The sequence below is a fragment of the Nonomuraea sp. MTCD27 genome, assembly GCF_041950495.1.
Lineage (GTDB): Bacteria > Actinomycetota > Actinomycetes > Streptosporangiales > Streptosporangiaceae > Nonomuraea.
In genome coordinates this window covers 310,464-323,322 of sequence record NZ_JBGNUW010000004.1, presented here as the reverse complement: position 1 = coordinate 323,322, position 12,859 = coordinate 310,464, and the positions used below count along the sequence as shown (strand labels likewise).

The following is a 12,859-nucleotide window of genomic DNA, read 5'->3' as shown; positions in this document are numbered from 1 at the left end:
AGGCAGTGAGAGTGGCGTTCGTCGGAAAGGGCGGCAGCGGCAAGACCACCATGTCGGCCCTGTTCGCCAGGCACGTGGCCGGCCAGGGCGGCCCGGTGGTCGCCATCGACGCCGACATCAACCAGCACCTGGCTCTCGTGCTCGGCCTCGACCGGCAGCCGGAGCCCCTCGGAGCCCACCTGACCGAGATCAAGGACCGCCTGCGCGGCACCAACCCCCGCATCATCTCCGCCGAGACCATGGTCAAGACGACCCCGCCCGGCCGCGGCTCCACGCTGCTGAGCTTCCAGGACCTGGCCGCCGACCCCTACGCCGTGACCACCCCCGACGGCCTGCGCCTGCTGGCCACGGGCCCGTTCAGCGAGGACGACCTCGGCGTGGCCTGCTACCACTCGAAGGTCGGCGCGGTGGAGCTGCTGCTCAACCACCTGATCGACGGCGCGGGCGAATACGTCGTGGTCGACATGACCGCGGGCGCCGACTCCTTCGCCTCCGGCCTGTTCACCCGCTTCGACCTGACCTTCCTCGTCGCCGAGCCGACCAGGCAGGGCGTGAGCGTCTACCGGCAATACCGCGAGTACGCCGCCAAGTACGACGTCGCCCTCGCCGTGATCGGCAACAAGGTGCACGGCCAGTCCGACGTCGACTTCCTGCGCGAGCACGTCGGCGACGACCTGCTCACCTGGATGGAGCACTCGGCCGTCGTCCGCGCCATGGAGCAGGGCCGTCATTTCACGCTGGACGACCTGGAGCCGGTCAACGCCGACGCGCTCACGGTGCTCCGCAAGACCCTCGACGAGCAGGTCAAGGACTGGGCCCGCTTCGGCCGCCAGACCGTGGAGTTCCACCTGCGCAACGCGCGGGCGTGGGCCAACGAGCGGACCGGCGCCGACCTGGCCGAGCAGGTGGACCCCGGCTTCGTCTATGGCCCCTGATCACATGAGTGTCCCCGCCGGGACTCTGGAGCGTTTCCCTTTTGCGACCTAGCGTCAGATTTGACCCCCCTTCGAGAGGAGACAGCATGTCGCTGACCGTTCCGAACGATCTGCTCGACCAGGCAAAAGCCGGTGACGTGGACGACGCGGCGTTCCTCGCCTGCGTCCGCGACTCGCTTCCCTACGCGTGGTCGCTGATCAGCGAGCTGGTCAAGCAGCGTGAGCACACCGGGGCCGAGTTCGCCGACAACCACGTGCCGCCGCCGTCCGAGGAGGCCCGCGGCCAGCTCCTGAGGTGCCTGGCGAGCGACTCGATGCGTGGCGCGCTCGAGCGCCACTATGGAGTGCGCCTGGCCTTCCAGAACTGCCACCGGGTGGCCGTCTTCGACCCGACGGCGACGAAGGCCCTGGCCGACTTCGTCACCCCGAGGGCCCAGCTCCTCAACCAGAGCCCGGAGCTGGTGGACTGCTGACCCCACGTCCGGCGGGCCGGGGCACCGGCCCGCCGGTCACCTCGCCAGCAGCGGCAGCACCTCGGCCCCGAACCGCCGGATGTTCTCCAGCGTCCGCCGGTGCTCCCCCAGCCCCTCGACCATCAGGATGAAGTGCTCGATCCCGGTGGCCTCCGACGTACGCAGCAGCGTCTCCGCGCAGTGCCCGGCCGAGCCCACCGGATGGATCCGGGTCAGCAGATCCACATATCCCGGAACGTCCCGCGACGCCCGCGGCCGCCCGTCCACCGGCACGTAGCCGGCCAGCCCCGGCCCGAGCCACCCCGGCATCGAGGCCTTCAGCTCCCGCACCGCCCGCGCCGTCGAGTCCGCCACGTGGCCGACCGCCGCCGCGACGTGCCCCTTCGCCGTGCCACCGCGCGCGGCGTAGCCGGCGACCAGGTCCGCCTTCTCGGCGTCCCCGACGTGCATCCCGAGCAACATCGGCAGCCCGCGCCCGGCCGCCAGCCCCACGGTGGCCTCCGAGGTGCACGCCACCACGGGCCGCAGCCGGGCGGGCGGCACCATCGCGACCTCCCTGAACCGGAAGAACTCCCCGTCGGCCGCCACCGGCCCGCCGGACAGCGCGCCGAGCAGCACGTCGAGCGACTCCCCGAAGCCCCGCTCGAACCGCTCGACCCCGGTCCCGAACACCTCCAGGTCCACCCACGGCCCGCCCCGGCCCACGCCCAGCGTGAACCGCCCGCCGGACAGGTGGTGCAGCATGGCCGCCTGTTCGGCCAGGGCCACGGGGTGGTGGGTGGACAACACGCTCACGGCCGTGCCCAGCCCGATCCGGGAGGTCCGGCCGACGGCGACCGCGGCCAGCGTCGTGGCGGACGGGCACACGCCGTACGACATGAAGTGGTGCTCGGCGATCCACGCGTCGTCGAACCCGGCCTCCTCGGCCGCCACGATCAGTTCGACCGAATCGGCGAGCACCCGCCCCGGCTCCTGCCCGGGAAACAGCGCCGCGATGATGAAGACCCCGATGCGCACCCGTCGATGATGGCCGATGACCTGGGCGTCCCGGGTCCGTTCAGCCGAAGAGGCTTGCCTGCCCCTCGCCCACGAGCGGATCACGGTGTTGTTTGAGATGCCGCCACTGTGGCAGGTCATCCAGATATGACCACGAGAGCCGATGGTGAGCTGTGGGGCCCAGGCGGGCGAGCGCCTCCTGGTGCGAGGGCGAGGGATAGCCGGCGTTCTCCGCGAAGCCGTACTCCTCGCAGCCGATCGTCGCCATGTACGCATCACGCCGCACCTTGGCCAGGACGGACGCCGCGGCGACCGAGATGCTCGCCGCGTCTCCCTTGACCTCCAGGCGCACCGGCCAGGGGGCACCGATGTAGTCATGCTTGCCGTCCAGGATCACCGCGTCCGGCCGGACCGGCAGCGACTCCAGCGCCCGGCGCGCGGCCCTGCGCAGGGCCTCCGTCATGCCCAGCGAGTCGATCTCCTGGTGCGTGGCCTCGCCGAAGCCGACACCCGCCGCCCACGTGGACAGCTCCGCGGCCAGCGGCGCGCGCTTGACCTCGGAGACCTGCTTGGAGTCGGTCAGCCCCGGCGGCGGCTCGGACAGATCGGTGACCACCGCACACACCGTGACCGGCCCGGCCCACGCGCCGCGGCCCACCTCGTCGACGCCCGCGACCGTGCGGACGCTGGGCTGGGAGAGCAGGAGGTGCTCGATGTCGTACGTCGGCGCCATAGGCGCAGACGTTATCGCGTCGGCGGGCCAGCACGTGCCCGCCGGACGACCATCCCATCACGTCACTCGCCGAACGACCGCCCCACCACGTTGCCCGCCGACCGCACCGGCTCGTCCTCGCCCGGCTCATCGAGCAGGTCGTCCGGCCTGCCGTCCCGCGACGGCTCCGCCGGGCTCACCGGCTCCAGGTCGGCCGCGATGTAGCGGGCGGCCACGTGGATGGCGCGCAGCGTCACGGACACCGACGGCCGGTGCACGCTGGATCCGCGCGCCACGGCGTGTACCTCGCGCCCCACCGGGTTGCCGGGGAACTGCCTGACGGCCAGCCCCCGCACCCCGGCGGCCAGTGCCAGCGCGGGGACGGCGGCTATGCCGATGCCCTTGGCGACCAGCGACAGGATGGTCCCCAGCCCCTCGAACTCCCACGGAGTCGGCCGGGTGCCACCCACGTCCACCAGCAGGCGGTCCACCGCCAGCCGGGAGGGCTCGCCGTCGGGTGTGGCCATCCACGGCTCGTCCCGCAGCTCCCGCAGGTCCAGAGGCACCTCGGGATCGGCCAGGCGGTGCTTGCGCGGCACCACCAGCACGAGGGGATCGCTGAGCAGGGGGAAGACGCGCAGGCTCTCGCTGTCGCGCACCCGCCCGTACCAGTCGTCCACGAGCGCGATGTCCACCTCGCCCGACTGCACCTCGCGCATGCCCCGCCCCGACCTGCTCTGCCCCAGGCGGAGCGTCAGCTCGGTGTGGCGGCGCAGCGAGCGCGCGAGCGCCGGCGCGAACGCCACCGCCGCCGTCGGGAAGGCGGTCACCACGACCCGTCCTGAAGGGGTGCCGGCGTGCGCCGACAGGTCGGACTCGGCCTCCTCCACCATCGACAGGATGCGCTCGGCGTGCATGACGAGCCGGCGCCCCGCGTCGGTCAGCTCGGCGCTGCGCGCCGTCCGGTCGATCAGGGCCGTTCCGGTCTCGCGTTCGAGCGCGACCAGTTGTTGCGAGACGGCCGAGGGACTGTACCCGAGCGACTCCGCGGTCGCCGCGATACTTCCCTTTCTGGCGAACTCGCAGATCAGGACCAAACGCCGCAATTCGAGCATCGGAATTCCTTATGCCTACCCACAAAAAGCCTCGCTTGTGCTGATGCCTTCATCCAACCACCCTGGGAACGTGACAAACATGACCGTAACCCTGTCCGCCACCTTGGCGGCCAACGAGGACATCGAACGAAGACGACGCGCCGGGGAACGTGTGCTGCACCTGGCCTTCGGCGAGGCCGGTCTGCCCGTCCACCCGGCGCTGCGCGACAAGCTGGCCGCCGCGTCAGAGCGCAACGGCTACGGGCCGGTCGCGGGGGCGTCCGGGCTGCGGGCCGCGGCGGCGGGCTACTGGACACGACGGGGGCTCGCCACCGACCCCGAGCTGGTCGTCTGCGGACCGGGCAGCAAGTCACTGCTGTACGGCCTGCTCCTGGCGATCGGCGGGGACATCGTCCTGCCCATGCCCAGCTGGGTCAGCTACGCCGCGCAGGCCGATCTGGTCGGCTCGCGTCCTATCCTGGTGCCCGCACCGCCAGGAGAGGGCGGAGTGCCCGACCCCGATCGCGTCGCCGCCGAAGTACGCCGTGCCAGGGCGCACGGCAGGACGGTCACCTCGGTGCTGGTCACCCTGCCCGACAACCCGACGGGACGGCTGGCCACGCCGGCGACCGTCGCCCGCCTGGTGGAGGTCGCCCGCGAGCTCGACCTGACGATCATCTCCGACGAGATCTACCGTGATCTCCTCCACGACCCGGCCCTGCCGTACACCTCTCCGGCCGACCTCGCGCCCGAGCGCACGATCATCACCACCGGGCTGAGCAAGAGCCTGGCGCTGGGCGGCTGGCGGATCGGCGTGGCCAGGCTGCCCGCCAACGGGCACGCGCTGCGCAGGCGCCTGCTCGCGGTGGCCAGCGAGATCTGGTCGGCGCCCGCGGCGCCCGTCCAGGAGGCCGCGGCCTACGCCTTCGGCGATCCCGCCGAGCTGACCGACCGCATCGTGCGCAGCCGCCGGCTGCACGGCGTGGTGGCGCGGGCCGTACACGAGAGGTTCGCGGAGATCGGGGCCCGCGTGCCCGTCCCGCAGGGCGGCTTCTACCTCTATCCCGACCTGAGCCACCTGAGGCTCGGCGGCTCCGCCGAGATCACCAAGATCCTGCTGGAGGAGCACGGCATCGGAGTCCTGCCCGGACACGCCTTCGGCGACGACCCCTCGGCCGCCAGGGTGCGGGTCGCGGTGAGCCTGCTCTACGGCGACACCGCCGAGGAGCGGCTGGCCGCTCTGAGCAGCCCGGATCCCCTCCAGCTCCCGTGGATCGCGGCCAATCTCGACCAGCTCTCGATGGGCCTGAAAGAACTGTCATTGGTCCGGCACGGCGCGGTGCGCGAACGGCATCCCGCGCTCGTCCCGGCGCCATGTCACGGTTAGGCGAATTTCTTCCCAAGAGCGGGTTTACCATCCCCCAAAAGGGGCCTTCGACCTGCGGAAACACCACGGCCGCGAATCGGTCGGGAAGATGGGCCCAACTGCCTGGTTACGTGCACGCCACGCACCCCCCATCATGTGCTCATGCCCGCTCTTGTCACCCTGTCCGGGCGCCTCGTGCGCCTGGAACCTCTCAGCCTCGCGGCGGTCGATGACCTGGTCGCCGCAGCGGATGAAGACCGTTCCACTTACGGCTTCACTCGCGTCCCGCATGGCCGGGACGAGGTTGTCTCCTACGTGGAGGCCGCCATGGCTGAGCAGGCGGAGGGCCGCACATTGCCCTTCGCCATCCGGTGGCTGCACACCGACCGCGTGGTCGGTGCCACCCGTCTCATGCACCTGGAGTATTGGCAGGGCCCCATGCCCTGGCCTCCGGGTACACGCGGCGCGGTGGGCGACATTCCGTCCGTGGCCGACATCGGTTACACCTGGCTGGGCGCCAGCGCCCAGGGCACAGGTGTCAACCGGGAGAGCAAGTTCCTCATGCTCTCGCTCGCCTTCGAGACCTGGAACGTCCACCGCATCACCCTCAAGGCAGACGTACGCAACACCAGATCCCGGGCCGCCATCGAGGCCCTCGGCGCACACTTCGACGGGGTGCGGCGAGCGGACAGCCGAGGCGCCGACAACACGGTCCGAGATACCGCCTTCTACTCGATCCTGAACTCCGAATGGCCGCTCGTACGCGAGCGTCTGACCATGCGGCTGGGATTGGTCGAGGCAGCCTGAGAACCCGTCCACCACGGCCCCGCCCGAATTCACCGGGCGGGGCCGGTATTTTTTCCTGCCTCGATTCGCTCTACATGACACACGCCCCCGCGATGTGTGTCACGCCTGGCGACACGCCCAGCATCCAAGGGCGGACTCAACACCTGATCAAAGGCGGATCAACGGCTCGGTTAACGATCAGTCTGCATCTAGGTGACGAGCGACGATGGATCTATCATTTGGTAACAAATCATTCCATTGGCTTGGAGACAGACGGCATGGCTGGTCAGAGCGTTGAGGGCGGGCTGCGGTTCGCCGTGCTCGGTCCTGTCCGCGCGTGGCGCGATGGCCAGGAGCTCGACCTGGGCACCCCGCTGCAGCGTTCCATTCTCGGCATGCTGCTCCTTCGGGAAGGCCACGCGGTCACCCCCAACGAGATGATCGACGCGGTCTGGGGAGAGGACGCGCCGCCGCGGGCCCTGGGCGCGCTGCGCACGTACGTCTCCAGGCTCCGCACCGTGCTGGAGCCCGACCGGCCCGCGCGCTCCCGCCCCGAGCTGCTCACCTCCATCGGCAGGGGCTACGCGCTGCGGCTGCCGGACGACGCGCTCGACCTGACCCGCTTCGAACGCGGCATCCACCAGGCCGAGGCCGCGCGCAAGGCCGGCAGGCTCGCCGACGCCGCCCGGGCCCTGCGGGCCGCGCTGGCGCTGTTCGAGGGCGAGCCGCTGGCCGGCACCGTCGGCCCCTACTCCGAGCACCAGCGCGACCGGCTGATCGAGCGGCGCATCAGCGTCATCGAGACGCTCATGGACGTGGACCTGGAGCTCGGCAACCACGCCAGGATCGTCTCCGAGCTGATCGCGCTGACGGCCGACCACCCGCTGCGCGAGCGGCTGCGCGCCCAGCTCATGCTGGCCTACTACCGCTGCGGCCGGCAGGGTGACGCGCTCAACGTCTTCACCGAGACCCGCGAGGCGCTCGTCGACGAGCTGGGCATTGAGCCCGGGCCCGAGCTGACCGCCCTGCACCAGCGCATCCTGGCCGCCGACCCCACGCTGGCCGCCCCCGCGCAGGCCGACACGGAAGCACCCCAGGAGGACGAGCCCGCGGCGGCCGAGGAGCAGCCGCCGGCGCTGGAGCTGCCGCGCCCCGCGCAGCTCCCGGCCGCCGTCACCGACTTCACCGGCCGCAAGGAGATCGCGGTACGCCTGCGCACGCTGCTGTCGGGCCACTCGTCCGCCCAGCCGCGGTCGGCCCCCGAGGGCGTGCCGGTGGCGGCCATCTCCGGCATCGGCGGCGTCGGCAAGACCGCGCTGGCCGTGCACGTGGCCCATCTGGTCGACGACGTCTTCCCCGACGGCCAGCTCTACGCCGACCTGCGCGGCTACACCGACGAGGCGACCGCGCCCGAGTCGGCGCTCGGCGGCTTCCTGCGCGCGCTCGGCATCCCGCCGGACGTCATCCCCGACGGGCTCGCGGAACGTTCCGCCCTCTACCGCTCCATCCTCGCCGAACGCCGCATCCTCGTCCTGCTGGACAACGCCCGGGACGCCGAGCAGGTCAGCCCGCTGCTGCCCGGCTCCCCCGGCTGCGCGGCCATCGTCACCAGCCGCGGCAAGCTGGCCGACCTGCCCTCGGCCCGGCTCATCGACCTGGACGTGATGGAGCCGGGCGAGGCGCTGCAGCTGTTCGCCGCGGTGGCCGGGGCCGAGCGGGTCTCGGCCGAGCACGGGGCCGCCATGGACGTGGTGGCCGCGTGCGGGTTCCTGCCGCTGGCCGTGCGGATCGTGGCCGCCAGGCTGGCCGCGCGGCCCTCCTGGACCGTGGCCTCGCTGGTGCCCCGGCTGGCCGACGAGCAGCGCCGCCTCGACGAGCTGCGCGTGGGCAACCTGGCCGTGGAGGCCACGTTCGCGCTCGGGTACGGGCAGCTCACCTCCCTCCAGGCTCGCGCCTTCCGGCTGCTCTCCCTGCCCAACGGCCCCGACATCTCCTCCGGCGCCGCGGCCGCCGTGCTGTCGATGAGCGCGTTCGAGGCCGAGGAGGTGCTGGAGTCCCTCGTGGACGCCAGCCTCCTGGAGGCCCCCGCGCCCGGCCGCTACCGCTTCCACGACCTGCTCAAGCTGTTCGCCCGGCGCGCGCTGGAGAAGGGCGAGCGCCCCCAGGCCCGTACGATGGCGCTGCGTCGCCTGCTCGGCTTCTACCTGGCCTCCGCCCAGTCGGCGCACACGCTGGCCTACGAGGGCAGCATGATCCCCGCCAACCTCGTGGTGGTCGGCAGCGGGCGCGTCTTCACCTCCGCCGACGAGGCCGTGGCCTGGCTGATCTCCGAGGGCGACTCGCTGTTCGCGACCATCAACCAGGCCGCCGTGGCGGCGCGTACCGCGGAGCAGCTGCTGCCCGCCGCCGACCTGCTGGTCGCGATGGAGCCGCTGCTGGAGTCGGGCACGCACACGCGCGAGTTCGACCACGGCACCCGCGCCGTGCTGGCGTCGGCGCAGGAGATCGGCGACCAGGCCGGCGAGCTGCGGGCCCGCTACGTGCTGGGCCGGGTGCTGTTCGCGGGCAACCGGCTCAAGGAGGCCGAGGCGCAGTTCAGGATCGTGCACGAGCTGTCCCGGGCCCGCGAGGAGAAGATCGTCACCGGCGAGGTGCTGAACGCCCTGGCCGTCGTCGTCGGCAGGCAGCGCCGCCACACCGAGGCGCTGTCCCTGTTCGACGCGGCGATGCGCTTCTACCGCGAGAACGGCGTGCCGGCCGGCGAGGCGCTGGTCCTCAGCTACTCGGCCCGCGACCACCTGGGGCTGAGCCGGCCCGAGGACGCGATCGCGGCGGCGGAGAAGGGCCTGGCCATCTTCACCGAGATCGGCAGCGGCGCCGGCACCGCCCGGGCCCGCTATCACCTGGGCATCGTGCTGTCCCGCGTCGGCCGCCTCACCGAGGCCGTCCACCACCACGCCGAGTGCCTGGCCTTCTTCCGGGCCGGCAAGCAGCGGGTCTGGGAGCAGCGGGTGTGCTCCAGGCTGGCCGAGACGTTCATCGCCGCCGAGCGCTATCCCGACGCCGTACGCCACGCCGAGGAGGCCCTGACGGTCTCCCGCGAGATCGGCCACCCCTACGGGGAGGCGCTCTCGCTCACCGTACTCGGCAAGGCGCTGCGCGGACTCGGCAGCACGACGAGGAGCCTCGACTGCCTACGCCGGGCCTTCGAGATCTTCTCCCGGCTCGGAGCCCCCGAGGCCGGTGATCTCAAGGTCCTGCTCGACAGCATCCCCGCCGCCGAACCCGTCGGTGACGCCGCCGGGTCCGTCGTCGAGTCCTGAGTACAGCTCGTCGTCCAGACGTGTCATCCACACATGGTTGATCAAGGCTGTCCTTACGGAGTCACGAGATCTTCGTGATCGATGGAGGTTCAGCCCGGCCGGTCATCCTCGCCACCACGCGTCGCTAGGGGGCCCGGTTATCCGGATGCTCCGCGTAGTGGCTAGCCGCCTCACTAAGACGACCGGCCGGACCTGACACGGCCCTCGAACCCCCCAGGTCCGTGTCCTGGCCCAAAGCCTCCACCCTCGGTGTCAACGTCCGATCAACACCGAATCAAAGGAGGAAGTAACCCTCGGCTATGAGGGGTCTGACCGAGTCGGAATTGGCGATCTCGCCGTCGCCGACCAGCTCGGCGATCACGTTGAGCAGCGGCCCGAGCGCCAGCTCGCCGTCGCACACGCCGGCCAGCGCGGCCTCGACCGTGCCGACCTCGCGGCTGCGGCGCAGCCCCTGGGTCTGGCGCAGGACGATGCGGATGGGGTCCTCCGCGCCCGGCAGGCTGATGCGCTCGTCGAGCAGCCCGTCGGCGGTACGCAGCAGCGCGGCGTCCAGCCCCTCGGTCCGGTGCGCGGCGGCGATGGCGTCGATGACGGAGTCGACGTAGTCGCCGACCGGGAGCGAGACCTGGTGCGCCAGGTGCTCCACGCGGACGACCGGGTCGAGCGTGCCGGAGTTGCGCATGGTGATCCAGCCGAACCCGACGCCCTCGACCCTGCGCTCGTCGAACCAGGCCAGCCACCGGTCGTAGTGCTCGGCGTAGCTCCTGGTGCCCTGCTCGGCCGCGTCCTTGAGCCACAGCTCGACGTATTCGGCCGGGTCCTGCACGTCACGCTGGACCACCCACGCGTCGCAGCCGGTCTCGCGCAGCCAGCCGCCCACGCGGTCGTGCCAGTCCTCCCCCTCGACGTGCAGCCAGTTGGCCAGGAAGTGGGCCTGGCCGCCGGGGTTGAGATGGCGGGGCGTCCGGCGTACGAGGTCGCGGCAGAAGTCGTCACCTTCGAGGCCCGACTCGCGATAGGTCAGCTTCCCCGCCCGCGCCGGCGCGACGACGAACGGCGGGTTGCTCACGACCAGGTCGAACAGCTCGTCCTCGACCGGCTCGAACATCGAACCCACACGCGCGTCCACCCCCTCGACGCCGGACAGCTCCCAGCTCAGCGCGGCCAGCTCCAGGGCCCGGGGGTTGAGGTCGGTGGCCACGACGTGCTCGGCCCGGCCGTCCAGGTGGAGCACCTGAACCCCGCAGCCGGTGCCCAGGTCGAGCGCGCGCTCAACCGGGCGGCGGCTGACGAGCTGGGCCAGGTTGGCCGAGGCGCCGCCGGCCCCCACCACGTGGTCGGGCCGCAGCGCGGGGTCGCCGGGGCGTACTTTGCGGTCGGAGACGAGGTAGCCGCCGGTCTCCCAGGGCTGGAGGTGCACGGTCGCACCGACCTGGTCACCGTCGGCCTTGACCAGCCCGGACTCGAGCACCTCCGGCGCGACGGCCTTGGCGGGGACGGGGACGCCGAGCCACCACAGCCTGATCAGCGTCGCCAGCGGGTCACCGTCCGCGGTGGCGCGAAGGGCCGGCACCAGCTCCTCGCGGGCCAGGGCCGAGGCGGCCATGCTGCCCAGGCGCTCGCGTACGCCGTCGATCGTGTATCCGGTCTCGAGGAGGTGATGGCGCAGTCGTTCCACGAGGCCATCCTTTCACCGCGGGCTCCCTCGCATGATCTGATACCGACAGTGCTCATACTGTTACTTAAGTACCCAAGCATTCTGCAAGCGGCGGACAAGTGCCCAGCGGTATCTCTATGGGTGCCACCACATCTTTATGGGTGCCACCACGTCATCCCGAGGAGCGGACCGTCATGCTGATCCCTTGCTTGGCTTGCGAGTCCCGCTTCGGCCCCGACGAATACTTCAACGCCTGCTCCGACTACAACCGCGGCCTGGACCTGGTCTCGTGGACCTGCCCGCGCTGCGGCAACCGTGACGACCTGCGCGTGTTGCCGGGCGAGCTCGGGTTCGGATATCCGCATCGGGGCAGGTTCGACGTGCACGACCGCGTACGCGTGCCCGGCCTGCGCAGGCAGCGTGGCGACCTGCGGCTGGACATCTCGCTCGACCGGGCGAGCTGGCGGGTGCCGACCCGGATCCGCCAGCCCGCCTGACCCGCGTCACGCCGTGATCGGCGCGTACGCGTGGGCCGGCTCCTCCCCGCGCAGCAGCCGCGCGATGTCCTCCACCAGCGTCTCCGCCAGCTCCTCCAGGCTCTCCCCGGTGGCCTCGCCCAGCCGGGGCGTGAGCACCACGTTCGGCAGCCGGGTCAGGGGATGGGCCCGGTCTAGCCACTCGCCTTCGAAGTGGTCGAGCCCGGCGCCGCCCACCCGGCCCCAGCGCAGCGCGTCGACCAGCGCTCTCAGGTCGTGCAGCGCGCCGCGCGAGGTGTTGAGGTAGATCGATCCCGGGCGCATCGCGCCGAACTCGGTGTAGCCGAAGAACCCCCGCGTCTCCTCGGTCAGCGGCACGTGCAGCGAGACCACGTCGGCCTCCTCCAGCAGCGCCGGCAGCGTGTGGGTGGCCTCGGCCACGAACGGGTCGCAGACGATCACCCGCATGCCCAGCCCCTCGCACCGCCAGCGCAGGGCCCTGCCCACGCGGCCGAGGCCCACGATGCCGAACGTCCTGCCGGTCAGCCGGCGGCCGCGGTGGCGCTGCGCGGGAGGCACCCTCCCGTGGTAGACGCGCCCCCTGCGCACCTCTCGATCGGCGCTGACGATGTTCCTGCTCACCGCGAACAGCAGCGCGAGCGTCAGCTCGGCCACCGCCTCCGGGTCGCGGTCGGCCGCGTGCAGGACGGGCACCCCGCGCTCGGCCGCCAGTGCCAGATCCACGTTCGCAGGCGGCCCCATGGTGGCCACGACGTCCAGGTGCAGCCCGAGCACCGACGTGCGCACCTGGTCGCCGTCGGTGATAAGCACGGTCGCGCCGGTCTCGATGACCAGGTCGGCCAGCTGCTCGTCGGTGAAGCCGAGGTTCGGTCGTGCGGGAACCTCGGTCAGGTCGGCGACCTCGCCCAGTCGGGCGAGCGCGCTCTCCGGCAAGGTGGGCAGTACCAGCGCCCGAGGTCGTCTCACATTTGGACAATAACACCACAGACGGTGCTCAGATCATTGCTCCCCGCGCAGGTC

General features: G+C 71.6%; 11 protein-coding genes. 6 read left to right on the top strand and 5 right to left on the bottom strand.

The window, feature by feature from the left end:
• Positions 1 to 5 precede the first annotated feature (5 nt).
• Together ACBJ59_RS13725 and ACBJ59_RS13720 are read left to right on the top strand one after the other, a co-directional pair.
• Positions 6 to 935, top strand: coding sequence for an ATP-binding protein (locus ACBJ59_RS13725; RefSeq protein ID WP_375110525.1), 930 nt, complete (start codon positions 6 to 8; stop codon positions 933 to 935).
• Between the two features lie 86 nt (positions 936 to 1,021).
• A complete protein-coding gene (locus ACBJ59_RS13720; protein WP_375110524.1) occupies positions 1,022 to 1,408 on the top strand; it encodes an SCO5389 family protein in 387 nt (128 codons plus the stop codon).
• 36 nt (positions 1,409 to 1,444) lie between these two features.
• Here ACBJ59_RS13720 and ACBJ59_RS13715 read toward each other — a convergent pair whose 3' ends face one another.
• The 3 genes from ACBJ59_RS13715 to ACBJ59_RS13705 form a co-directional block, all read right to left on the bottom strand.
• On the bottom strand, positions 1,445 to 2,425 hold the full coding sequence (locus tag ACBJ59_RS13715) for an LLM class flavin-dependent oxidoreductase (protein WP_375110523.1): 981 nt from the start codon (positions 2,423 to 2,425) through the stop codon (positions 1,445 to 1,447).
• 40 nt (positions 2,426 to 2,465) lie between these two features.
• The gene (locus ACBJ59_RS13710) at positions 2,466 to 3,137 is read right to left on the bottom strand and encodes a ribonuclease HII (protein ID WP_375110522.1); all 672 of its coding nucleotides are present in this window, start codon (positions 3,135 to 3,137) and stop codon (positions 2,466 to 2,468) included.
• A 62-nt stretch (positions 3,138 to 3,199) separates the two neighbouring features.
• On the bottom strand, positions 3,200 to 4,231 hold the full coding sequence (locus tag ACBJ59_RS13705; RefSeq protein ID WP_375110520.1) for a LysR family transcriptional regulator: 1,032 nt from the start codon (positions 4,229 to 4,231) through the stop codon (positions 3,200 to 3,202).
• A gap of 79 nt (positions 4,232 to 4,310) precedes the next feature.
• Between ACBJ59_RS13705 and ACBJ59_RS13700 the strand changes: the two genes are divergently transcribed.
• From ACBJ59_RS13700 to ACBJ59_RS13690, 3 genes are all read left to right on the top strand, one after another.
• Positions 4,311 to 5,597, top strand: a complete 1,287-nt coding sequence (locus tag ACBJ59_RS13700; protein WP_375110518.1) for a pyridoxal phosphate-dependent aminotransferase — start codon at positions 4,311 to 4,313, stop codon at positions 5,595 to 5,597.
• A gap of 141 nt (positions 5,598 to 5,738) precedes the next feature.
• Positions 5,739 to 6,383: a GNAT family N-acetyltransferase gene (locus ACBJ59_RS13695; protein ID WP_375110517.1), complete on the top strand. Its 645-nt coding sequence runs from the start codon at positions 5,739 to 5,741 to the stop codon at positions 6,381 to 6,383.
• A 257-nt stretch (positions 6,384 to 6,640) separates the two neighbouring features.
• The gene (locus ACBJ59_RS13690) at positions 6,641 to 9,685 is read left to right on the top strand and encodes a BTAD domain-containing putative transcriptional regulator (RefSeq protein WP_375110516.1); all 3,045 of its coding nucleotides are present in this window, start codon (positions 6,641 to 6,643) and stop codon (positions 9,683 to 9,685) included.
• Positions 9,686 to 9,959: 274 nt separating this feature from the next.
• Here ACBJ59_RS13690 and ACBJ59_RS13685 read toward each other — a convergent pair whose 3' ends face one another.
• Complete coding sequence (locus tag ACBJ59_RS13685; RefSeq protein ID WP_375110515.1) at positions 9,960 to 11,363, bottom strand: methyltransferase; 1,404 nt, start codon at positions 11,361 to 11,363, stop codon at positions 9,960 to 9,962.
• Positions 11,364 to 11,536: 173 nt separating this feature from the next.
• On the opposite strand from ACBJ59_RS13685, the gene ACBJ59_RS13680 reads away from it, so the two are divergent.
• Positions 11,537 to 11,839: a hypothetical protein gene (locus ACBJ59_RS13680; RefSeq protein WP_364111754.1), complete on the top strand. Its 303-nt coding sequence runs from the start codon at positions 11,537 to 11,539 to the stop codon at positions 11,837 to 11,839.
• A gap of 6 nt (positions 11,840 to 11,845) precedes the next feature.
• Here the strand turns inward: ACBJ59_RS13680 and ACBJ59_RS13675 are convergent, their stop codons facing one another.
• Positions 11,846 to 12,805: an NAD(P)-dependent oxidoreductase gene (locus ACBJ59_RS13675; RefSeq protein ID WP_375110514.1), complete on the bottom strand. Its 960-nt coding sequence runs from the start codon at positions 12,803 to 12,805 to the stop codon at positions 11,846 to 11,848.
• Positions 12,806 to 12,859 lie beyond the last annotated feature (54 nt).

Excerpts from the sequence above, each read along its gene's own strand:
- ACBJ59_RS13705 (WP_375110520.1), bottom strand. The coding sequence starts at position 4,231 with ATGCTCGAATTGCGGCGTTTGGTCCTGATCTGCGAGTTCGCCAGAAAG.
- ACBJ59_RS13720 (WP_375110524.1), top strand. The coding sequence starts at position 1,022 with ATGTCGCTGACCGTTCCGAACGATCTGCTCGACCAGGCAAAAGCCGGT.
- ACBJ59_RS13680 (WP_364111754.1), top strand. The coding sequence starts at position 11,537 with ATGCTGATCCCTTGCTTGGCTTGCGAGTCCCGCTTCGGCCCCGACGAA.
- ACBJ59_RS13695 (WP_375110517.1), top strand. The coding sequence starts at position 5,739 with ATGCCCGCTCTTGTCACCCTGTCCGGGCGCCTCGTGCGCCTGGAACCT.
- ACBJ59_RS13700 (WP_375110518.1), top strand. The coding sequence starts at position 4,311 with ATGACCGTAACCCTGTCCGCCACCTTGGCGGCCAACGAGGACATCGAA.
- ACBJ59_RS13710 (WP_375110522.1), bottom strand. The coding sequence starts at position 3,137 with ATGGCGCCGACGTACGACATCGAGCACCTCCTGCTCTCCCAGCCCAGC.
- ACBJ59_RS13690 (WP_375110516.1), top strand. The coding sequence starts at position 6,641 with ATGGCTGGTCAGAGCGTTGAGGGCGGGCTGCGGTTCGCCGTGCTCGGT.